This window comes from Archangium sp. (assembly GCF_036277355.1).
Classification (GTDB): Bacteria; Myxococcota; Myxococcia; order Myxococcales; family Myxococcaceae; genus Archangium.
In genome coordinates, this window is the sequence record NZ_DASUNC010000018.1 from 36,797 (window position 1) to 58,800 (window position 22,004).

The window sequence follows — 22,004 nt, forward strand, 5'->3', positions numbered from 1 at the left end:
GCCCCGGTGGTAGACGTCTACCCGTGTCGAGCAGAGGGCTCGTCTCCCCGCGTCAAAACCGCCCATGCGCACGCATCTGGCTGTCGCGGGCAGGGGCTCCGCCGGGAAGGTCCACCTGGGTGCGTATACCTGGGGAGGGGTTCTTGGCCCCCCTCGTCCCCTGCCGGGTGCGTTCCACTTGCCCGGAATCGGTGTTCCACATGGCCGGAACCTGACGGCGCTGACACACTGGGGCGGGGGCTTCTCCACTCGGGCAAGGGCCTCGCCACGGCGTGCCTCACGCATCCCGTGTCCCTTTCCGGCTCGTCCAGGTGAGGAGGTGCACCATGTCCGCCCGTCGTGGTGATGCATCCACCGCGTGCGCACGGCCGCCCCCAGCACTGACGGTTTTCCCGCCGGCGCGCGCAGGCATCCTCCTGGTCAACTCGAGTCCCGGCTTCGGAGCATCGGCACCTGGGAAGGCCAGCACGGGCCCGGAGCCGGTGGTTTCGGCGCACAGCGGGGGGGAACCGGAGGAGGGAAGGGGAGGGAACAGGCGCCAGCCACATTGGGCCAGAGGACTCCAGGTCCTCGTGCTCGCAAGCTGCCTCGTGGTCAGCATGAGTGCGGCCGGCGAAGAGCCGAGACGAGTGAGGGTGACGCTCTCGGCCAACGCACATGCGCGAGCCAAAGCCTCCAACCCCCGCCTGGAAGACTGGAAGGAAGGCGCGCTCTCCCTCCGGGTGGTGGACCCCGGCCGCCTCGTGGTGAAGGCAGGCGATGAAGTCATTGCCGCGGGCGAGCTGAACTGGGGGGAGGACAAGCGGCTGCGGGTGGACCCGAGCACGGCCCAGGCAGCAGCGCTGCCCCGGGTGGTGAGCCGCGAGCCAGGCCGGGAGGAGGTGGAAGTAGACATCCCTGAGGGCATTGGCGCTGGGGCCATGCTCACCCTCACCTACGAGTGGGGCTGGGACTATCGGGACACGCCCGCCCTGGAGCGCTCCTGGCGCCTCCCGCCCGTGGAAGACATTCCACCCGAGTGGCTGGAGGACGAACGGGTTGAAACGGAGCGGGAGTACACGCCCGAGGACGGGGAGGACAGGGCGCTCACACTCCTCTGGGCGCAGGAGGCTTCCTTCCCCGTGCAGGTGGACCCGGAGCGGCCCGAGCTGCTCTGGGTGGCCGGATACGCCTCGCGGGAGGAGATTGCCTCGCGTCTCTTCGGGGATGCCGCGGCGGCGGGCGCTTTCGACATCGAGCCCCGAGCGCCACCCTCCAGCGCGCTGGAGGGCTTCCCGGTCTGCGTGCGCGTACGCCACCCTCCAGCGCTCGTGCCACAGTTACTCGCCGCCATGCGCGGTGCCCTGGAGGCGCAGCTGGAGGCGGATGTCGCCTGGAGCCGCTCCCTGCTCTCGGCGGCCTCGCTGGATAGGGCCGCGGCCGCCACGGTGGTGGAACGCGGCCTGCGCTGGGCCCAGCGCTCGGACATTCCGGACGGGGCCGGGCAGAGCTACTTCGACCGCTACCTCCAGGCGCTCGGCCCCTGGCGGGACGAGGACTGGCCCTCCCTCGGCGAAGCCGCGGAGCCCCTGCGCAAGGCCGTCGCCCTGCGCTCCAGGCGCTTCAAGACGAGCTACAACGTCACGGATGGCTCGCCCGCCCTCGCTCCGGGCAGTGTGGTGGGCCGCTTCTATTTTCCCGACGGCTCCAGCGTCCAGGTCCGCACCCAATTGCTGCTCACCGAGGAGACGTCGCTGGAGCGGGCGGAGCTACGGGTGCGCAACGCTCCCCGAGGCACACCGCGCGTCATCCTCCTCGGCAAGGACGGGCGCTGGCGCGGCTACAGCGCCGAATTCAACACCCCCCCCGGAGCTCCCGGCCCGCTCGAGAGCCCCGAGGGCAACGCCTCCTGGTACTACCCGGGCACGCTCCTCATCCGCCCGGGGGACTGGCGGCCGGGGTTGGGAGCCAGTACGGGCGAGGTGGCGGCCCTGAGGCGGGAGCTTCTCCAGACAGCCCTGGCCGCGGCGACACCGCAAGAGCCCCGGCCTCTGCTCGCCCTCGACCATGACGTGCTCTCCCTGCTCACCCCGGACGAGCGCCTGGGCGTCTTCAACACCGTCCTCTCGGGCCCGGCACTCACCTCGGACATGAGGGAGGACGCGGTGCACCTGCTGACGCGGGTGCTGCTGTCCACGCCGGACGGGGAATTCCCCCCTCTGGAGCGCAAGCTCACGTCGAGTGGGGCGCTGGAGAAGCTGCTCGGCGGCAACGCGCCGGAGGCGAAGGTGCTGCTGGGACAGGCCTTCACCCAGAAGGCGCTCGCCTCATTCCCCCTCGTGCTGGACGTCCTCGAGTCCCTGCCTGCCTTCCACCTGGGACGTGAGGGCGAGACGACCCACCTGCTCAACGTGCCTCATGGGCAGGTGTCCACGGTGTTGGTGGCGCCAGAGGCGTGGGAGGCACGGCAGGGGGTACGCCTGGGCGCCGAACCCGCCCTGCCCGGAGAAGCGGTGGGGCCCGCAAGGCGCATGGCCTTGTACTTCCAGCCGGTGCGGCAGGAGTTCCAGGCGCGCTACCTGTCCTCGGTGGACGAGCTGCCGCGCAGCCGGGCCCTGCACCCGCTGGAGTGGGTACGGGTGGAAGTCCATGGGCCGCGGCCTCGCACGCACCTGATGACGGCCATGGAGCTGGCCCTGCTCGCTTCCACGCCGGACACGTCGCTGGTCTGGTCGACGGTCGGCCGCGTCAGCGAGTTGCACATGGTGTACGGCGCCGTGTCGGCGCTCTCGCGGGCGCCGCTGCTGGCGGGAGCGCCAGCCACGGCAGCACAAGGCGGCACGCTGGCGGCCGCACGCGGAGCGGCGGTGCGCCTCTTCGTGGGCCGCATCTCGCTGGTGGCGGCGCTGGCGGCGGTGGACACGTACCGGGACGAGCTGTCGCGAACGCCCGAGGGACGGGCCTTCCTCGCGGTGCATGACGTGGCCATGGTGGTGCTGGCCGGCCGGGACATCCACAAGCTGGCCACCTCGGGCATCGGACGCGAGCTGGTGCACCGGAGCAGACTGGCGTTGAGCGCGGCGGGCGCCCGGGCCTCGTCCGGACTGCGCGAGTCGCTGGAGTCCGTCCAGGCCCTGGTGAAGACGCTGGAGCGGATGCACGCCGAGGGCAAGGCCGTTGCGACACCGGACGGGCTGCGGTTGTCCCTGCCTGGCGGCGCCGAGGCCTTCAAGCAGGCCTTCTTCGCCATACGAGGGGAAATGGCCGCCGCACGAGCCCTCGGCGGCATTCGCGGCGCGGGGCTCGCGGCCCAGGAGGCCGAGAAGACGCTGGAAGCGTTGAAGCTGCTGGCGGCGGAGAGCCAGGAGATGGCGCTCGCCTACGGTGCGGTGGCGCGGCGCGCGGCGGCCTTGCCGGCCGACAAGGCCCAGGCATACCTCGCCGCCGTGGAATCGCTGCGCTCCTCCGCGCGCGGTGCGGCGAAACCGACCCTTCCGGGATTGCTGCACCGCTCTGGAGCGCCAAGCCTGAAGGATCCGCTCGCCTTCATGAGGGAAGCCGAGTGGCTCGTCAGTCACGCGGAACTGGATGCCGAAGCTATCGTTGAGTTAGCGAGAAAAACATGCAAAGGGCGCGTGGACCTGGGCTGGCTGCGCTCCACAGGACTGACCACGGATGACCTCAACTTCATGGCCCGGAACGAGAAGACGGCCTGGAAATTATTCCAGAAGGCGGCAGCAGAACCGTGGAACTTCGTGGTGCAACGGCGAGCGCGTGAGCAACTCCGAGGCATCGCGGTGGAGATGCTGACAGAGCGCAATGCTCAGAAGCTCTTCCCGGGCTTCCGGCTCACGGGGAGACAGGTGCCATTGGCAGGGGGGCACGTCATCGACAATGAGATAACATCGATGCTTGGATTGCGGCTTCAACATGGAGTGGAAGCAAAGGGCTGGAACAAAGACAGGTGGCGCATGGCGCTCAATGCGTGGGATGCCAGGCAAAGTGCGCAACCGATCAACGAACAGCAGGCTGCACTAGCAGATCAACTGCAGCGCCTAATCGAACAACTCGCCGATGCGGCGAAGGCGCCCCGAGGGAAACCTTTCCTCGTCATGACTGACAAGCTGAGTGGACCTACCAGGGAGAAGCTGGAGAGATTCCTACGCAGAAACGCACGGGGCGCACAGGTCATTGAAATAGAGGAAACCCAGATTCTGGAGCAGACGAAGCAGTTGCGCGCCGCATTCAACCTGCCCGAAGACTTGTCCGGAGGTGCGCCATGAGCCGGTGGCCTCTCTGGGCGGTTCTGGCTCCAGGTGATCCCACACGTCTGGCGAGCCGTGCCCGCTCCATCGTGATGTCGGATTTGGATCAAGAACTTGGGAAAGAGCAGCCCTTCGATGTCGTCCCGGGCAGTGGCCATTACCACGCCATCGTGGGAGCGGACCCCAGCGACGTGGGCGCAGAGATGCAACTCGCTGAGGAACTATCGCTCGAATGTGATGAGCCGGTGTACTCGATTGAGCGCGCCAACGACCCCTGGACCGTCATGTCGTGGCGAAAGGGTGCGCTTGAGGTTTTGGAGGTGAGCCCAGACGGCTTGGCGAAGTCTCTCGGTTGTCCGCTGCCAGGCAGCGAGGCGTCTTCGGACTCGCCCGCAAGGAAACCACTGCAGGCTGTCGCATTGGTGGAAGGAGTCCGGGCACAAGAGGCGATTCGGGTTCTGGAGGAGGAGGCTGGCGAGCCACTTACTCCGGGGCGCTATCGCATCGAGGACACGCCGCGAGGGCTCCTCGTCGCCAGCGGAACTGGCGACATCGGGTACGCAGACATCACTGTGTCGGAACGGATTCCCCACGCGACCGTGTATGCGGTGATTGCCTCGCCGGACCTGGACGAGTTTTTTGTTACCGTGAGGCGAGGGGGTGAGGGCATCGAAGAGTTCGCGCAGCCGCCTGATGTGTTTCCGCGTCTGCCGGTCGCCAGCGAAATCAAGGGCGAGCGCTCGCCCGAGCGGATCCTCGCAGCGCTGGGCATCCCAGTAGAGTGGTTCCGCAATGAGTGAGGGGTGCCACTTTCTCGGCAAACACGCACGAGGCACCAGGCTCATTCAAATAGAGGAGACTCAAGTTCTGGAGCAGACGAAGCAGTTGCGCGCCGCATTCAATCTGCCCGAAGACTTGTCCGGAGGTGCACCATGAGCCGGTGGCCTCTCTGGGCGGTTCTGGCTCCAGGTGAGCCCGCACGATTGGAGAGCCGCGCCCTCGCCATCGCGATGCCAGACTGGGAAGAAGAGGTCGGAGACGAACTGCCCTTCGAGGTCATCCCCGGCAGTGGCCGTTACCACGCCATCGTGGGAACTGACCCCATCGACATCGGCGCCGAGATCCAAATCGCCAAAGCCCTGTCGCTCGAATGTGATGAGCCGGTGTACTCGATTGAGCGCGCCAACGAGCCCTGGACCGTCATGTCTTGGCGAAGCGGTGCACCTGATGTATTGGAAGTGAGCCCAGACGGCTTGGCGAAGTCTCTCGGCTCCCCACTGCCCGACAGCGAGAAACCATTGAACAACGCCGCGGCAACGCCGTTGCGGCATGTCGCCTTGGTGGAAGGCGTCCGGGCCTACGAGGCACTTCGCGCCCTGGAGGAAGATGACGGAAAACCACTCCCTCAGGGGCGATACCAACTCGAGGACACACCACGAGGTCTCCGTGTCTTTAGCGGAACGGGCGACATAGGATTCGCTGACGTGAACCTGTCGGAGCGGCTCCCCAATGCAACTGTCTATGGAGTAATTGCCTCCCCAGGACTGGACGTCTTTGTTGTCAACAGACTCAAAGGAGGCGAGTGCATCGGGCAATTTGCGCAGCCGCCACGAGAGGACTCATTCATGCCAGTTGTGAGCGACATCAAGGGCGAGAGCTCGCCCGAGCGGATCCTCGCGGTGCTGGGCATCCCCCCGGAGTGGTTCCGGAATGAATGACGGGGGCCGGGGCGGCCTCGCTCGAGGGGCTGAGCCGGCTCATCTTCCACCCCGGTGACAGCCTGGAGGGACTGACGCGGCTGCCGGGCGCGGTGCGCGTGCTCTTCCAGAATGCGCCCGAGTATTGGGAGTCCTTCCGCCAGAAGCCCCGGGGTGAGCGGGTGCGGACGGTGTCACGGCTGCTGGCCAACGCGCTGCTGACGGTGGGCACCTCGGGGGCGGGAGTGGTGAGGGCGGTGGGGTGGGGCGAGAAGCTCGGCCGGCTGTCGGTGCCGCTGCTGACGCTGACGAAGCGGGGCGAGTTGGTGCTGCGGTGGGTGACGGTGCCCGGGCGAGCGGTGACGGTGGCGGTCCAGGGGCTGAGCGTCGCCTGAAAACTTCATCACGGGTATTGAGGTGGTATTCACTCCACCGCCCTGAAGCGAAGCGCGCATGAGAGCGACTTGTTACGCAGGCATTTGTTGGGGGGGCCGCAAGGATTCCGCCGAGGAGTGTGCCCGGCGGGCGGAGGCGTACTTCCACCTGCTGTCGCGGTGTGATCCCATCTACACCCGCTGGTTCGAGCAGGCCGACTCGCGCAAGAAGGCGCTCCAGCTCCAGTTCGAGCCCACCGCGGATACCTTCCTGCGTTTCTTCAAGAGGAGGACCTACCAGGAGGGCAGGGATGGCTTCATCCTCTGGCACACCCGAGCGCCTCACCGCCTCCAATCCCGAGCACCTCGCCCTGGGCCAACGTGTCCAGGAGGTACTGCGCGCGAAGGGCCTGCTCGAGCCGGTCGTTTCCAGACAGTCGGCCACCTGAGCGGGCTGCCACGCCCCGTGGCGCCATCCGTCCATCAGGTAACGCTGGAGGATGAGCGGGCTCCGCCGGCGCGGTTGCCATCCTTGACCCCGTGCCCATCTTGGGGGACTGCGGTCACCTCATGCGACACCGGGTGCCGCGGGCTCCATCCGTTCGTGCTGCGCGGGTGGAGGAAATGGAGACGGGTGTGTCCGAGCAATCGGCACAGGAGGGCATCCTCGACTTCCTCGTGGTGCCTGTCCTGCGGGTGGAGGTGGGGACGGGCCGGGTGTTGTCCGCGCGCCCCTTTCCCCCGAGCGGTGTCCGGTGCGGCGGGCCGCTCGCGGCGAGCCCCTGGAGGGCGCCCTCTTCCGCTGGATTGCCCGTGCCCATGGGGGCACGGTGACGTTGACGGCGCGCGACGGCGGAGGCTCCTGCTTCACGTTGCGCCTGCCCAAGGAGGCGGTGGAGGAGGGGTATGAGTGAGTCCGGAACAGATGGCACGGAGAACAAGGCGCAGGACGTTCGCATCCAGAGCGGCATCCCGAGGCTGGACTTCATCCTCAAGGGAGGGCTCAAGCAGGGCGGCATCTATGCCCTGATGGGGCCTCCGGGCAGCGGCAAGACCATCTTCGCCAACCAGCTGTGCTGCAACCACATCCAGAAGCAGGAGGGGCGCTGCGTCTACATGACGCTGCTCATCGAGTCGCACGCGAAGATGCTCTCGCACCTGTCCACGCTGAGCTTCTTCAAGCCGGAGTTCATCCCCGAGCGGCTCTACTACATCAGCGGTTACCAGCAGGTGCGCGAGGAGGGTTTCTCCGGGCTCATGGAGCTCATCCGCCGCACGCTGCGCGATCGCCAGGCGACCTTCTTCGTCATCGATGGCATGGAGAGCGCGGAGCAGTTCGCCACCTCGCCCCAGGCCTACCGGGAGTTCGTGCACGGCCTCCAGGCCTTCACCAACCTGCTGGGCTGCACCACGCTGCTGGTCTCCAACGTGCGCGAGCGCACGCACGTGGAGAACGCCGTGGTGGATGGCGTCATCGAGCTGTCCGACAAGCTCGTGGGCCCGCGGGCGGTGCGCGAGCTGACGGTGCACAAGTTCCGCGGCAGCGACTACCTCCGGGGCCGTCACGAGGTGGAGATCACCGGCGAGGGTCTGGTCATCCACCCGCGCACGGAGATCCAGTTCGCCCGGCCGCCCGAGCAGGCGCGTGAGCAGCGCGTCCGCATGGGCTTCGGCCTCAAGCGGCTGGACGAGATGCTCGACGGGGGATTGCCCTCGGGCTCCACCACCGCGCTGATCGGCGCGCCGGGCACGGGCAAGACGCTGTTGGGGCTCTCCTTCCTGGTGGAGGGGGCCCGCCAGGGCCAGCACGGCACCTACTTCGGCTTCTACGAGCCGCCCCCCCGCCTCATCGAGAAGGCCGAGGACGTGGGCCTGCCGCTGGAGCGGTATGTGAAGAAGGGCCTCATCGACCTGGTCTGGCAGCCACCGCTGGAGCACTTCATGGACTCGCTGGCCGAGCAGTTGCTGGAGAAGCTGCGGGCCGAGGAGAAGAAGAAGGAGCGCCGGCGCCTGTTCGTCGACGGTGCCGAGGGCTTCCGCGCGGCGGCGGTGTACCCGGATCGCGTCCCCCGCTTCCTCTCGGCGCTCACCAACCAGCTGCGCATGCAGGACGTGACCACCGTCATGACGGACGAGCTGGAGCTCTTCCAGCCCGAGCTCAACCTGCCCACCCCGGAGCTCGCCAACGTGGTGGAGTCGGTCCTGCTGCTGCGCTACGTGGAGCTGCGCTCTCAAATCTACCGGCTGCTCTCCATCATGAAGATGCGCGAGAGCCGCTACGACACCTCGCTGCGCGAGTTCCGCATCTCCCGCGACGGCATCGACGTGGCCGACTCCTTCGAGAGCGCGGAGACCATCCTCAGCGGGCACGGGCGCCTGCGCCAGGGGAGGCTGAAGGCGGACAAGCCCCCGAAGAAGGGGAAGACGGGGGTGCTCGAGAAGGTGCTCGGCCGGGGCGGCCGGGGCGGCGGGAGGGGACGATGAGGACCATCCTGGTCGTCGAGGACGAGTTCGACGTGCAGCAGGTCGTGGCGGACGTGCTGCGCGACGAGGGCTACGAGGTGGCCGTCTGTGGCAATGGCCGGGATGCCCTGCAGAGCCTGCGCGCGCACCGCCCGGACGTCGTCGTGATGGACGTGATGATGCCCATCCTCTCCGGCATGCAGGCGCTCGAGGAGATGCGCAGGACGCCCGGCCTGGACGGGGTGCCCGTCATCCTCATGAGCGAGACCGCACCGAGAGCGGGGGGGCCTCGCCAATGGCAGGCCTTCCTGAAGAAGCCCTTCCGGCTGGAGCAGCTGTTGGACGCGGTGGCCCGGGTCTCCGGCGTGGCGGGCAGGGCCTGAGCGTCAGCCCCGGCGGCGCATGCGCCGCGAGCCGATGAAGGTGGCGACGCGCTCGGCGAAGCGCGCCACCGCCAGCCCCACTCCGTCCAGCAGCCAGCGCTGGAGCCCCGAGCGCGCGCAGTCCTCCAGGCCCACCGGCTTCGCCTGGCCCATGTGCTGCCGCATCCAGCGGGTGGCCTGTCCGGCCACGCCCGCGTCCTCCACCTCCACCAGCGTCTCCAGGTTCACCAGCGAGAGTGGATCCAGGTTGAAGCTGCCCACCAGCAGGCGCTGGCCGTCCACCACCGCGGCCTTGGCGTGCAGGGTGGTCTCCGTCCACTCGTGGATGTGCACGCCCCCGCGCAGCAGCGTGCGGTACAGGCGCATGGTGGCCGCGCGGGCGAAGGGGACGTCGCTGCGGCCGGCCAGTAGCAGGTGCACCTCCACCCCTCGCTTCGCCGCGCGGGTGAGGGCGCGCACGAACGCCCGGTCCGGCAGGAAGTACGCGTGGGCCAGCACCACCTCGCGCCGGGCCTGCTTCAGCGCCGCCAGGTAGCGTGAGCGCAGGCGCCACCCGCCGCCGAAGCCGGACAGGAGGATGCGCACCGGGCCCTGCTCCAGCGCGGACGCTCCCGCGGTGAGCCTCTCGCCCAGCCGCGCGCAGATGCTGCCGCGCAGCTCCAGCGCCAGGTCCGCCCACCCTGGATGGCCCTCCGCCGCGGCGTAGTGGTCCCCGATGTTGATGCCACCGAGGAAGGCCACCGTGTCATCCACGAGCAGGATCTTCCGGTGGTTGCGCCAGAGGCGGCCCAGCAGGAGCACGGAGGTGAGCGGGTTGTGGACGCGCACCTTGATGCCGGCCGGACGCAGCGTGTCCTCCAGCACGCGGCTCTCGCCGATGGAGCCCCAGCCATCGACGATGACCTTCACCTCCACGCCCCGGCGGGCGGCGGCGATGAGGGCCTCGATGAAGTGGGTGCCCACGCCCTCGAGCTCGAAGGCGTAGACCTCCAGGTGGACGCGCCGGGTGGCCGAGGCGATGGCCGCGAGCATGCGCGGGTAGGCCTCGGCGCCCCCGTCGAGCAGGGTGATCCACTGCCCGTGCGTCTCCGCGGACAGCCCCACCGGGGAGACGCCGCCGGAGGACCCCTCCGCGGACAACGCCTCCCTCTCCCCTCGGGAGAGGGCCGGGGTGAGGGTATCTCGTGCCGGGGAGCCCATCCGTGAAACCGTGCGTCAGTCGTCGTGCTTGCGCGCGCCCTTGCCCTTGCCCTTGTGGCGGCACTGCTCGCCGTCCCAGTACTGGCTGGGGTGGCAGTCGGGGCGGGACTTCATCTCGGACTTCTTCGTCCTGGGGATGTACCGGGTGTCGCGGATGACGAGGCACCCGGGCAGCAACATGAGGACGGCGGGAAGGAGGAAGAGGGTCTTCTTCATGGCGCGCGCAGCGTAGCGGGAGTGTGATGTGGGACGCTCTGCTCTCCCGTGAACAGGGATTTCTACCGCCTGGCTGTCTGCACTCCGGGCGTGTCGACGCCTCGCGGGCAAATCGGTAGCCTCGCGCGCGTGCCTGCCAGTGAGAAGCCCGTCGTCAGACATCGGAAGATAGGCGCCTACCGCGTGCTCGGAGAGTTGGGGCGCGGAGGCATGGCCCAGGTGTACCGGGGGCTTCACGAGATGTTGCAGCGCGAGGTCGCCATCAAGGAGATGCTCGCGGACCCGGTGCGCGACAAGGAGGCCGTGTCGCGCTTCCGCCGCGAGGCGCTCGCGCTCGCCGCCTTCCGCCACCAGAACATCGTCACCCTGTACGACCTCGTGGAGAAGAACGACGTCCTCTTCATGGTGATGGAGTTCGTGGACGGGCCCACCCTGCACGAGCTCATCAAGGAGGGGCCGCTGCCCCCCGAGGTGGGTGCCGCCATCGGCGCGCGCATCGCCGGGGCGCTCGAGCACGCCCACTTCCGCCACATCATCCACCGCGATCTCAAGCCGGCCAACGTGATGCTGTCCAAGGCCGGCGACGTGAAGCTGATGGACTTCGGCGTGGCCAAGGACGTGGGCCTGGAGGCCCTCACCGCGCAGGGCATGGCGGTGGGCACCCCCTCGTACATGTCTCCCGAGCAGGTGACGGGCGCGCCGGTGGACGGGCGCACGGACCTGTTCGCGCTCGGGGTGCTGCTCTACGAGGCGCTCTCCGGCGCCCGCCCCTTCCTGGGCCGCAACACCGGCGAGGTCTTCGCCCGCATCCGCGATGGCGAGTACACCCCGCTCAACAAGGTGGCGCCCCACATCCCCAAGCCGCTGGCGGACATCGTGAAGCGCGCCCTCGAGGTGCGGCCCGATGATCGCTTCGCCAACGCCGCCGCCATGCGCCGCGAGCTGGAGATGTTCCTCTCCCAGCGCGTGGGCATGTCCTACGAGGCGCTCCTGGTCGGCTTCCTCCGCCACCGCAAGAAGCTCACCGAGACCGAGGCGCTCGCCCACCTCACCCAGAAGGAGCTGGACGTCGTCGACGACTTCAGCGACCAGGCGGCCAGGCTGCTCTCCCGGCCATGGACGCGGTGGCTGCTCGCCTTCGTCGCCGTCGCCGGAGCCCTGGGCACTGGACTGGCGCTCACCCACTCGTATTGGATGGGGCTCGTGCGGCAGCTCACCATCCGCTGAGCGCTCGCACCCGGGAGCTCCTCGTCATGGGCAAGATGATCACCGCCATCCTCGCCATCGCCCTCACCGCGGGCGTCGCGTACTACGCGCTCAGCAACGCCCCGCGTGACTCCGCTCCGGAGGCGGAGACCAGTCAGGCGAAGCGGCAGCTCGACAACGTCCGCGGCGCCGCCAGCCGCATCGAGTCCGATGCGGACCAGCGGGCGCACGACTTGGAGCAGAAGATGAGCGGGGAACAGCAGTAGGCAACCCCGCGGGGTTACTTGCGGCGCGCGGGGGTGTTCTTCCTGGCCGGCTTCGCTCCCCGGCCCTTCTTCTCGTGCGTCACCGTCACCAGCGTCCCGATGCCGCCGCGCACGAAGAAGTCGCCCTCCACCGTCAGCTTGCGCGGCTGGATGGCGCGCACGATGTCGTCGGCGATCGTGTTGGTCACCTTCTCGTGGAAGGCTCCCTCGTCCCGGAACGACCACATGTAGAGCTTCAGGCTCTTGAGCTCCACACACAGCTCGTCCGGCACGTAGCGGATCTTGAACTTCGCGAAGTCCGGCTGCCCGGTCAGCGGGCAGAGGCACGTGAACTCCGGCACGTCGAACGCGATCTCGTAGTCGCGATCCTTGGCGGGGTTGGGAAAGGTCTTCAGTTCCTTGGTCGGCTGAGAGGGCATGGCGGGGTGTCGTCTATCACACACCCGGCCGATTTCAGCCTCTGTCTGGCGAACGCTCCCCCTCCTGCTCGGTCCTCCTACCTGTCCGGCCCCCAACGTCCCCTCTGTCCAGGGGGGAGCAGCCGGGGCCGGGCCATCTTGTGTCTCCGGTGACAGGGGCGTAACTCAGATCCTCGCCCCGCATGCTGCCCTCTGATTTCCAGGACATTCTCGCGTGCGTTCCCCAGGCCGTGGCTCGGCTCGGACCGGATCTGCGAGTGGAGTGGCTGGAGCCGGACTTCGGCGCCAAGACGGGCATGGTCCTCCAGGTGGGAGACCCGGTGCTCTCGGCCCTCGAGGGGGGCTGGGGCCGGGATGCGCTCGAGCGCGCCCTGCGCGAGGGCCGCGCCCACTCGGGCCACGCCATCACCTCCAGCCTCAAGCAGGTGCGCATCCTCACCCGCCCCTCCGGCCCGGGCGCCAGTCCCGGGGCCTGGCTCCTCTTCGAGCCCTCCGGCGCCGATGACGACGTGGCCTTCGCCCAGGCCCTCCAGGAGATCGCCCGCGAGGTGGGGGAGACGCTGGACGTGGACAGCGTGTGCAAGGCCGCCGTGCTCGCCGTGGTGCGCTGCGCCCAGGTGCGCCGCGCCGAGGTGTACCTGTCCGAGGAGGGCCAGCCCCTGCGCCGGGTGGCCGTGTCCGACCTGGCCAGCGCCGACTCGCCCGAGGACGCCCTCGAGGACCATGCCGACTCCTTCGAGGCGGCCCTCATCACCCGCCAGCCGCAGATCGGCGTCCAGCGCGGCTATGGCGACGCCGTGGGCTCCATCTTCGCCGCGGTGCCGCTGCTGTCGCAGAAGCGCGCGCTGGGGCTGCTGGTGCTCTACAAGGAGCAGGGCACCTCCTTCTCCCTGCGCGAGCTGGACTTGTGGAGCGCGGCCGCCGGGCAGGTGGCGGTGACGGTGGAGAACGCCCGCCTGCTGCGCGAGGCCCAGGCGGCCCTGCGCGTGCGCGAGGAGTTCATGTCCATCGCGTCGCACGAGCTGAAGACGCCCCTCACGCCCCTCAAGCTCAACCTGCGCTTCCTGGAGCGCTGCCTCGCCCAGGGCCAGCGCGTGGACCCCGCCAGCGTCACCAAGTCCAAGCGGCAGGTGGAGCGGCTGGAGCGGCTGGTGAACGAGTTGTTGGATGTCTCGAGACTGGAGGAGCGTCAATTGTCCCTGCAGCTCGCGCCCCTGGAGCTGGGCCACCTGGTGGCGGAAGTGGTGGACCAGTTCCGCCACAGCCTGGAGCGTCCCTTCAGCCTGGCGGTGCCGCGCGAGCACCTCTGGGTGCAGGCGGACCGGGAGCGGTTGGAGCAGGTGCTCGTCAACCTGCTGGAGAACGCGGACAAGTACAGCCCCAAGGGCGAGCCCATCGCCGTGGAGGTGGAGGCGCTGCTCGGCGAGGCCCGTCTGCACGTGAGGGACCGGGGCATCGGCATCCCCAAGCAGGACCAGGCGCGCCTCTTCCAGCGCTTCCACCGGGCGGGCAACTCCTCGCACCGCCACTTCGGCGGGCTGGGGCTGGGGCTCTTCATCAGCCACTCCATCGCCCAGCTGCACCAGGGCGCGCTGTCCATGTCCAGCGCCGAGGGCCACGGCTCCACCTTCACCCTGGGCCTGCCGCGCATGTCCGCCAACGAGGTGCGCCGCCTGCCGCGCCGGGTGCTGCTGCTGGACGAGGACCCGGTGCAGGAGCTCACCGCCGAGCGCGTGCTGCGCTCCGAGGGCTTCGAGGTGCTCACCGCGCACGGAGGCGTGGAGTCGCTGCGTCGCGCGTCCTCCCTGCCGGTGGACCTGGTGCTGCTGTCCGAGGGCGCTCCGCCCACGCAGCTGGGCCTCTTCCTGTCCGCCTTCGCCGAGCTGCCGCGCGCCCGGCCCATCCCCATCGTCCTGGCCGGGGCCTCGCGGCCCGCCTGGGCCCACCCGGAGCACTCCCAGTGCTCGCGGCCCTACCGCGAACAGGAGCTGCTCGCCGCCGTGCGCGCCACGCTCGGGCTGGCGGGCGAACGCGCGCGCGCCGAGGACGCCACCTCCTGTCCGGAGCGCGTCCCCCGGGATGCCCTCATGCTCCCGTGAGGGCTCCCACCGGGCCCCCGTCTCCCTGAGCGCTCCGGGCGCTTGCGGACGTCACTGAATCCTTCTTGCCTGCTTACACTGGCTGACGCAGTGCACTAGACTCTCCGCGTCAACGGAATCACCCGCCGAGAGGGAGTGCTGATGCAGCAGCGAGGCCCGGGCCGCTATGGGTTGTACGAACCGGACACCGAGCGCGATGCCTGTGGAGTGGGCTTCGTGGCCCATATCCAGGGAGAGAAATCCCGCGGCATCGTCGAGGACGCGCTGGAGCTGCTCAACCGGCTGAGCCACCGGGCCGCGGCCGGCAGGGATCCCGAGACGGGGGATGGCGCTGGCATCCTCATCCAGCTCCCGCATCGCCTCTTCGAGCGCGAGCGGCTGGGCTTCGCGCTGCCCCCGCGCCACCAGTACGGCGTGGCCATGGTGTTCCTCCCCTCGGACGACGAGGCGCGCATCGCCTGCGAGGCCGCCCTGGAGCAGGTGACGGCCGACGAGGGCCAGCGCGTGCTCGGCTGGCGCGACGTGCCGGTGGAGCCCTCGCACCTGGGCAAGCTGGCCCGCGACGGCGCCCCCGTCATCCGCCAGCTCTTCGTCGCCCGGCGCCGCGTGGTGCCCAGCGCCTTCGAGCGCAAGCTGTTCCGCATCCGCAAGCTCGCCGAGCGCCGCATCCGCGAGCGCGCCCTGGACCCGGACGGCCAGTTCCACGTGGCCAGCTTCTCGGCCGAGACGCTCATCTACAAGGGCCTGCTCCTGCCCCGGCAGCTCCCGCGCTTCTACGTGGACCTGCAGCACCCCGAGTGCGTGAGCGCGCTGGGCCTGGTGCACTCGCGCTTCTCCACCAACACCTTCCCCACCTGGGAGCTGGCGCAGCCGTTCCGCTACATCGCCCACAACGGCGAAATCAACACGCTGCACGGCAACCGCAACTGGATGAACGCCCGGCGCGGCCTGCTGCAGTCCGCCAGGTTCGGCGGCAGCCTGGAGCCGCTCTTCCCCCTCATCGTCCCCGGCAAGAGCGACTCGGCCCAGTTCGACAACATGGTGGAGCTGCTGTACCTGGGCGGACGCGCGCTGCCCCACGCCATGATGATGATGATCCCCGAGGCGTGGGAGGGCCACACGCTCATGAGCGACGAGCGGCGCGCCTTCTACGAGTACTCCAGCTCGCTGCTGGAGCCGTGGGACGGGCCGGCCGCCATCGCCTTCACCGACGGCCAGCTCATCGGCGCCACGCTGGACCGCAACGGCCTGCGGCCCGCGCGCTACCTCGTCACCGAGGATGACCGCATCATCCTCGCCTCGGAGACGGGCGTGCTCGACGTGCCCGCTTCCCAGGTGCGCCGCAAGGGCCGCCTCACCCCCGGCCGCATGCTGCTGGTGGACACGCTCGAGGGCCGCATCCTCGAGGACGAGGAGGTCAAGCGCGACATCACCACCCGCTGGCCCTACCGGCGGTGGTTGAAGAACAACGTCTTCACCTTCGATGACCTGCCCACCGTGCCCGCGCCCCGGCGGCTGGGCGGCGAGGAGCTGTGGCGGCTGCAGCGCGCCTTCGGCTACACGGACGAGGACGTGCGGCTGCTGCTGCGGCCCATGGCCGAGGGCGGCAAGGAGCCCGTGGGCTCCATGGGCACCGACACGCCCCTGGCCGTGCTCAGCGACCAGGCGCCCTCGCTCTTCAACTACTTCCACCAGCTCTTCGCGCAGGTGACCAACCCGCCCATCGACCCCATCCGCGAGTCGCTGGTGATGACGCTGGCCACCGGGCTGGGCCCCGAGGGCAACACCTTCGAGGAGACGCCCGAGCACTGCCACCGGCTGTCGCTGCCGGGCCCCATCCTCACCAACGGGCAGCTGGCGAAGCTGGCCGCCATCCGCAACGAGGGCATCTTCGAGACGCTGCCGCTCAGCCTCCTCTACCCGGTGAACGGGGGCGAGGGCGCGCTGGAAGCGGCCGTGGAGCGGCTGTGCGACTCGGCCGTGGAGGCGGTGGACGCGGGCGCCAACATCCTCGTGCTGAGCGACCGGGACGTGGACGCGGCCCATGCCGCCATCCCCGCGCTGCTGGCCGTGTCCGCCGTGCACCAGCGGCTCGTGCGCGACGGCATCCGCATGTACACCGGCCTCGTGCTGGAGACGGCCGAGGCCCGCGAGGTGCACCACTTCGCGTGCCTCTTCGCCTACGGCGTCTCCGCGGTGAACCCCTACCTCGCGCTGGACACGCTGCGCGCCCTGGCCGATGCCGGCGAGCTGCCGGTGGACCAGGAGAAGGCGCAGGAGAACTTCATCCACGCGATTGAAGAGGGGCTGCTCAAGGTGATGTCCAAGATGGGCATCTCCACGCTCCAGTCCTACCGCGGCTCGCAGCTCTTCGAGGCCGTGGGCCTGCGGCGCGGCCTGGTGGAGAAGCACTTCACCGGGACGCCCTCGCGCGTGGAGGGCGTGGGCCTGCCCGAGCTGGGGCGCGAGGTGAGCGAGCGGCATGCGCTCGGCTTCGGCCCCGTGGCCGAGCACGAGGCGGAGCTGCTCCCCGTGGGCGGCCAGTACCAGTGGCGCCGCCGCGGCGAGACGCACAAGTGGAACCCCGCCACCATCGCCAGGTTGCAGCAGGCGGCTCGCGACAATGACGCCGCCGCCTTCGCCGAGTACTCGCGGCTGGCGGACGACGAGTCGCGCGCCCACTGCAACCTGCGCGGGCTCCTGGAGGTCGCGGCCGAGCGCCAGACTCCCGTGCCCCTGGAGGAGGTGGAGCCGGCATCGGAGATCGTCAAGCGCTTCGTCACCGGCGCCATGTCCTTCGGCTCCATCAGCGCCGAAGCCCACGAGACGCTGGCCATCGCGATGAACCGCATGGGCGGGCGCTCCAACAGCGGCGAGGGCGGTGAGGAGTCGCGACGCTACACCCGGGACGAGAACGGAGACCTGCGGCGCAGCGCCATCAAGCAGGTGGCCAGCGCCCGCTTCGGCGTCACCACCGAGTACCTCGTCAACGCGGCCGAGCTCCAAATCAAGATGGCCCAGGGCGCCAAGCCCGGCGAGGGCGGACAGCTCCCGGGCCACAAGGTGGACGAGCGCATCGCCCGGGTCCGCTGGTCCACGCCGGGTGTGACGCTCATCTCCCCGCCGCCACACCACGACATCTACTCCATCGAGGACCTGGCGCAGCTCATCTATGACCTGCAGTCGGTGAACCCGGCGGCGCGGGTGAGCGTGAAGCTGGTGAGCGAGGTGGGCGTGGGCACCATCGCCGCGGGCGTGGCCAAGGCCGGCGCCGGGGGCGTGGTCATCTCCGGCTACGAGGGCGGCACGGGCGCCTCGCCGCTCTCCAGCATCAAGCACGCGGGCCTCCCGTGGGAGCTGGGACTGGCGGAGGCGCAGCAGGTGCTGGTGCACAACGGCCTGCGCGGACGCATCCGCGTGCAGGTGGACGGCGGCCTGCGCACCGCCCGGGACGTGCTCGTCGCCACGCTGCTCGGCGCCGAGGAGTTCGGCATGGCCACCGCGAGCCTCATCGCGCTCGGGTGCATCATGCTGCGCAAGTGCCACCTCAATACGTGCTCGGTGGGCATCGCCACCCAGGACGCGGGCCTGCGCGAGCGCTTCCACGGCAAGCCCGAGCACGTGGTGAACTTCTTCTACCTCGTGGCCGAGGATCTGCGCCGGCAGATGGCGGCCCTCGGCGCCCGCCGGCTGGACGAGCTGGTGGGCCGCGTGGACCTGCTGCGCCAGCGGCCCGCCTCGGACCACTGGAAGGTGAAGCGGGTGGACCTCTCCGGGTTGCTCACGCTCCCCCACGCTCCCGTCGAGGAGCCCCGGCGGTGCGACTCGCCGTGGGGCAAGGATGTCTCCGACCACCTGGACCATGACCTGCTGAAGGACGCCCAGGCGGCGCTGGCGGGTGGGGCTCCCACGCTGCTGGTGCGGCCGGTGAGCAACACGCACCGCGCGGTGGGCGCCATGCTCTCGGGGGAGATCGCCCGGCGCCATGGGGCCCGCGGGCTCCCGGACGGGCAGCTGCGCATCCGGTTGAAGGGCTCGGCGGGACAGAGCTTCGGGGCCTTCCTCGCCAGCGGCGTGACGCTGGAGCTGGAGGGCGATGCCAATGACTACCTCGGCAAGGGGCTCTCCGGCGGACGCGTCATCGTCTACCCGCCCGCGGACAGCCGCTTCGTGCCCGAGGAGAACGTGGTGGTGGGCAACACCGTCCTCTACGGCGCCACGGCCGGCGAGGTGTACCTGCGCGGGCTCGCGGGCGAGCGCTTCGCGGTACGCAACAGCGGCGCCCAGGCCGTCGTCGAGGGCGTGGGGGACCACGGCTGTGAGTACATGACGGGCGGCGCGGTGGTGGTGCTCGGGCCCACCGGGCGCAACTTCGCCGCCGGCATGAGCGGTGGCATGGCCTTCGTGCTCGACCGCGAGCGCTCCTTCCGTGAGCGCTGCAACCTGGAGATGGTGGAGCTGGAGTCCCTGGTGGACGAGTCGGAAATCTGGCTCGTGCACGGGATGATCGAACGGCACCTGCACCACACGGGCAGCAAGCTGGCGCAGCGGGTGCTCGACAACTGGGAGCGCATGGTGCCGCAGTTCGTGAAGGTGATGCCCACCGACTACAAGCGCGTGCTCCAGGCGCGCCGGGCGGCCCGCAAGCCGCCTCCGGCCACGTTGCCACGGCTCCAGGTCGTGGGAGGGGAGGGCTGAGCCATGGGAAAGACGACTGGCTTCATGGAGTGGCAGCGCGTGCCCGCCCCCAAGCGCGAGAAGTCCGAGCGCGTCGGAGACTCGCGGGAGTTCGTCCTGCCGTTGTCCGCCGAGGAGGCGAAGCGGCAGGCGGGACGGTGCATGGACTGTGGCGTGCCCTTCTGTCAGCAGGGCTGTCCGCTGGGCAATCCCATCCCGGACTTCAACGACGCGGTGTACCGGGGCAAGTGGAAGGAGGCCTTCCTCGCCCTGAGCGCCACCAACAACTTCCCCGAGTTCACCGGACGGCTGTGTCCGGCGCCCTGCGAGGCGGCGTGCGTGCTGGGCATCAACCAGGACGCCGTCACCATCGAGCAGATGGAGAAGGAGATCATCGAGCGGGCCTTCGCCGAGGGCTGGGTGCGTGCGAGGCCTCCGGCGAGCCGCACGGGCAAGCGCGTGGCGGTGGTGGGCTCGGGGCCCGCGGGGCTGGCGGCGGCGGCGCAGCTCAACCAGGCGGGGCACAGCGTCACCGTGTTCGAGCGGGATGACCGGGCCGGTGGACTGCTGCGCTACGGGATTCCCGACTTCAAGCTGGAGAAGCCGGTGCTGGACCGGCGGCTGAAGCTGATGGAGGCCGAGGGCGTGGAGTTCCGCTGTGGCGTGGACGTGGGCCGCGAGCCGGGCTACGCCGCGCTGCGCGAGCAGTACGACGCCGTGGTGCTGGCCATGGGCGCGAGGAAGGCGCGGGAGCTGGAGGTTCCCGGGCGCGAGCTGCCCGGCGTGGTGCAGGCCATGGACTACCTGGAGCACCAGAACCGGGTGGTGTCGGGGCTGGCCACGCTCGAGCCCCGGCTGAACGCGGCGGGCAGGCGGGTGCTGATTCTGGGTGGTGGTGACACGGGCTCGGACTGCCTGGGCACGGCGCTGCGCCAGGGCGCGGCGAGCGTGACGCAGGTGGAGTTGATGCCGGCTCCGCCGAAGGTACGCGCCGAGGGCAACCCGTGGCCGCGCTGGCCGCTCATCTTCCGCACCTCGTCGAGCCAGGAGGAGGGTGGGGCGCGCGAGTTCGGGTTGATGACGAAGAAGCTCGTGGGGGAGAACGGACAGCTGCGGGCACTGCACGCGGTGCGGGTGGAGCTGCAGCGGGAGGCCAATGGCGCTCCCCGGCTGGTGGAGGTGCCCGGCTCCGAGACGGTCTACGAGGTGGACCTGCTGGTGCTGGCCATGGGCTTCACGGGGCCGGATACGGGGCTGCTGGCGGAGCAGCTCGGCACGAAGCTCACGCCGCGAGGCAACGTGCAGGTGGACGCGCACTTCGCCACGTCGGTGGAAGGTGTGTTCTGCGCGGGTGACGCGAGCCGCGGAGCGAGCCTCATCGTCTGGGCGCTCGCGGATGGACGCGAGACGGCGAAGGCCGTGGACACGTACCTCAACCGCGAGCCCTCCGCGCTGCCGACGAAGGGCAAGGACTGCGCGTTCGGGTGAGTGCGGCTACTCCATCTCTTCTGGCAGGGGAGTGCGAAGGAACATCAGGCCCTTTCCCTTGCGCGAAGCGATGACGCGGAATCCCTGGCCAGCGATCCGAACGAGTTCCTCTTCGCTGGCTCTTCCACTGGCCAGCCACGCATCAGCCTCTTCTCTCGTCGCGAAGGTCTGAGAGACGACGACTGACTCAATGGCTGGGATGTAGAACTTGCGAAAGTACTCGCGGTACTCATCCAGCTTCTGGATGTCGCGCACGTAGAGCAGCGCCACTGCGGCAATGCGGAGTGCTTCATCTTCTGCCGAGCCCTCTTGGTATTTCTCGTTCACAGTCCCCAGGATTCGCAGGACGGAGTCCACAGCGAAGTTTGAATTGTAGTTCATGATCTCACCAGATTAGAGCGCAAGAGGAACCAGAATCAGCGCGCCAGAGCCACCTGTCGTGATCTGAGGCATCCCCTCATAAAAGGCCAAAGGCTTCACGGAAAACGAGCTGCTCGCAGACGAGTTGGGCGAAGCGTTCAATGAGAGGCTGCAACTGGGCTTCGGGCATATTGGGCAGAGCCTGGTAGTACATGCAGCCCTGGCGGAAGAGGGAGTAGGTACGCTTCTTCGAGGTGTTGGCTTTGAGGTCGCGCTCCATACCGAGGCTCTCGCCAGCAGCCCCCAGCAGCGTCAGCAGAGCACCCGCCAGGGCACTCAGTAGCAGCAGCCTGTCACGCCTGTCCGTCTCCGCGATTCGGAAGGAAGACAGGTCCATGCCGAAGCGCAGATCCTTCACATCCCTGAAACTCTCCTTCGTCTCACACCGCCGCTCAATCTCCCGGCTGCTCGTAATGCCCCGCGCGTACGCGTATACGCGTACATGAGCAGCAGCGTCATCATCACCGGATGGTAGGGCGGCTGGCCTCGCTCCTGGGTGTACGCCTTCAGTATGGGGCTGAAGTCGAGCGTCTTGCGCAGCTCGACGAAGAAGCACGCCAGATGCCCCTCTCCCAGCACCTCCCGCGCGTACTGCGGCAGCAACTGTCCCTGCTCCGGTGTCCACTCCCGGAATGGCCTCGGCGAGGCGTAGCGGGCGGAGCTCTTCGCTTGCTCCTCCCGCTCCGGCTTCTCGCTGGCGGCTACTTCCAACAGGGCGGCCTGCTCCGGCTTCTTCGTCGAGGTGGTGCTCACCCTCCACCTTCAACCAGAACTCGCCTCCCCTCTGAAGGACCACCTGGGGCGTCACCCCTCTGGTCCACCCTCTACGGTGGGATACTCCGACAAGCTCCT

At 69.1% G+C, this 22,004-nt stretch carries 18 protein-coding genes and 2 pseudogenes; 14 read left to right on the forward strand and 6 right to left on the reverse strand.

Features of this window, described 5'->3' with window-relative positions; all coding sequences use genetic code 11:
• The first annotated feature begins 629 nt into the window (after window positions 1-629).
• From VFZ09_RS05010 to VFZ09_RS05050, 9 genes and pseudogenes are all read left to right on the forward strand, one after another.
• Window positions 630-4,262: a hypothetical protein gene (locus tag VFZ09_RS05010; protein ID WP_329726325.1), complete on the forward strand. Its 3,633-nt coding sequence runs from the start codon at window positions 630-632 to the stop codon at window positions 4,260-4,262.
• Complete coding sequence (locus VFZ09_RS05015; RefSeq protein WP_329726326.1) at window positions 4,259-5,044, forward strand: hypothetical protein; 786 nt, start codon at window positions 4,259-4,261, stop codon at window positions 5,042-5,044. Before VFZ09_RS05010 ends, VFZ09_RS05015 begins: the two co-directional genes overlap by 4 nt.
• Window positions 5,045-5,176: 132 nt before the next feature.
• A complete protein-coding gene (locus tag VFZ09_RS05020) occupies window positions 5,177-5,962 on the forward strand; it encodes a hypothetical protein (protein ID WP_329726327.1) in 786 nt (261 codons plus the stop codon).
• Window positions 5,959-6,336 carry a hypothetical protein gene (locus VFZ09_RS05025; protein ID WP_329726328.1) on the forward strand — a complete coding sequence of 126 codons (378 nt, stop codon included), beginning with the start codon at window positions 5,959-5,961 and terminating at the stop codon, window positions 6,334-6,336. Before VFZ09_RS05020 ends, VFZ09_RS05025 begins: the two co-directional genes overlap by 4 nt.
• A 58-nt stretch (window positions 6,337-6,394) precedes the next feature.
• A pseudogene (locus tag VFZ09_RS05030) lies at window positions 6,395-6,584 on the forward strand (Imm52 family immunity protein); the annotation flags it as partial.
• A gap of 42 nt (window positions 6,585-6,626) precedes the next feature.
• Entirely contained in the window at window positions 6,627-6,764 is a 138-nt protein-coding gene (locus VFZ09_RS05035; protein ID WP_329726329.1) for an Imm52 family immunity protein, read from the forward strand.
• A 306-nt stretch (window positions 6,765-7,070) separates the two neighbouring features.
• Window positions 7,071-7,229, forward strand: coding sequence for a hypothetical protein (locus VFZ09_RS05040; RefSeq protein WP_329726330.1), 159 nt, complete (start codon window positions 7,071-7,073; stop codon window positions 7,227-7,229).
• The gene (locus VFZ09_RS05045) at window positions 7,222-8,799 is read left to right on the forward strand and encodes an ATPase domain-containing protein (RefSeq protein WP_329726331.1); all 1,578 of its coding nucleotides are present in this window, start codon (window positions 7,222-7,224) and stop codon (window positions 8,797-8,799) included. Before VFZ09_RS05040 ends, VFZ09_RS05045 begins: the two co-directional genes overlap by 8 nt.
• A complete protein-coding gene (locus VFZ09_RS05050; RefSeq protein WP_329726332.1) occupies window positions 8,796-9,161 on the forward strand; it encodes a response regulator in 366 nt (121 codons plus the stop codon). Before VFZ09_RS05045 ends, VFZ09_RS05050 begins: the two co-directional genes overlap by 4 nt.
• 3 nt (window positions 9,162-9,164) lie before the next feature.
• Here VFZ09_RS05050 and VFZ09_RS05055 read toward each other — a convergent pair whose 3' ends face one another.
• Both VFZ09_RS05055 and VFZ09_RS05060 read right to left on the reverse strand, forming a co-directional pair.
• Window positions 9,165-10,301 (reverse strand): phospholipase D-like domain-containing protein, encoded by a 1,137-nt coding sequence (locus tag VFZ09_RS05055; protein ID WP_329726333.1) that lies wholly within the window; start codon window positions 10,299-10,301, stop codon window positions 9,165-9,167.
• 75 nt (window positions 10,302-10,376) lie between these two features.
• Window positions 10,377-10,577 carry a hypothetical protein gene (locus tag VFZ09_RS05060; protein WP_329726334.1) on the reverse strand — a complete coding sequence of 67 codons (201 nt, stop codon included), beginning with the start codon at window positions 10,575-10,577 and terminating at the stop codon, window positions 10,377-10,379.
• A 210-nt stretch (window positions 10,578-10,787) separates the two neighbouring features.
• Here VFZ09_RS05060 and VFZ09_RS05065 point away from each other — a divergent pair, with 210 nt between their 5' ends.
• Together VFZ09_RS05065 and VFZ09_RS05070 are read left to right on the forward strand one after the other, a co-directional pair.
• On the forward strand, window positions 10,788-11,804 hold the full coding sequence (locus tag VFZ09_RS05065; RefSeq protein ID WP_414640671.1) for a serine/threonine-protein kinase: 1,017 nt from the start codon (window positions 10,788-10,790) through the stop codon (window positions 11,802-11,804).
• 26 nt (window positions 11,805-11,830) lie between these two features.
• Window positions 11,831-12,049 (forward strand): hypothetical protein, encoded by a 219-nt coding sequence (locus VFZ09_RS05070; RefSeq protein WP_329726336.1) that lies wholly within the window; start codon window positions 11,831-11,833, stop codon window positions 12,047-12,049.
• Between the two features lie 14 nt (window positions 12,050-12,063).
• Here the strand turns inward: VFZ09_RS05070 and queF are convergent, their stop codons facing one another.
• Window positions 12,064-12,468: a preQ(1) synthase gene (queF, locus tag VFZ09_RS05075; protein ID WP_329726337.1), complete on the reverse strand. Its 405-nt coding sequence runs from the start codon at window positions 12,466-12,468 to the stop codon at window positions 12,064-12,066.
• 182 nt (window positions 12,469-12,650) lie between these two features.
• Between queF and VFZ09_RS05080 the strand changes: the two genes are divergently transcribed.
• From VFZ09_RS05080 to VFZ09_RS05090, 3 genes are all read left to right on the forward strand, one after another.
• Complete coding sequence (locus VFZ09_RS05080) at window positions 12,651-14,567, forward strand: ATP-binding protein (protein WP_329726338.1); 1,917 nt, start codon at window positions 12,651-12,653, stop codon at window positions 14,565-14,567.
• Between the two features lie 141 nt (window positions 14,568-14,708).
• Window positions 14,709-19,265: a glutamate synthase large subunit gene (gltB, locus tag VFZ09_RS05085; RefSeq protein ID WP_329726339.1), complete on the forward strand. Its 4,557-nt coding sequence runs from the start codon at window positions 14,709-14,711 to the stop codon at window positions 19,263-19,265.
• Between the two features lie 3 nt (window positions 19,266-19,268).
• On the forward strand, window positions 19,269-20,732 hold the full coding sequence (locus VFZ09_RS05090) for a glutamate synthase subunit beta (protein ID WP_329726340.1): 1,464 nt from the start codon (window positions 19,269-19,271) through the stop codon (window positions 20,730-20,732).
• Window positions 20,733-20,738: 6 nt separating this feature from the next.
• On the opposite strand, the gene VFZ09_RS05095 is transcribed toward VFZ09_RS05090, so the two are convergent.
• From VFZ09_RS05095 to VFZ09_RS51580, 3 genes and pseudogenes are all read right to left on the reverse strand, one after another.
• Window positions 20,739-21,113, reverse strand: coding sequence for a hypothetical protein (locus VFZ09_RS05095; RefSeq protein ID WP_329726341.1), 375 nt, complete (start codon window positions 21,111-21,113; stop codon window positions 20,739-20,741).
• A 156-nt stretch (window positions 21,114-21,269) separates the two neighbouring features.
• Window positions 21,270-21,525: pseudogene (locus VFZ09_RS05100) on the reverse strand (IS4 family transposase); the annotation flags it as partial.
• Entirely contained in the window at window positions 21,507-21,905 is a 399-nt protein-coding gene (locus VFZ09_RS51580) for a hypothetical protein (RefSeq protein WP_414640672.1), read from the reverse strand. The gene VFZ09_RS51580 and the pseudogene VFZ09_RS05100, both read right to left, overlap by 19 nt.
• Window positions 21,906-22,004 lie beyond the last annotated feature (99 nt).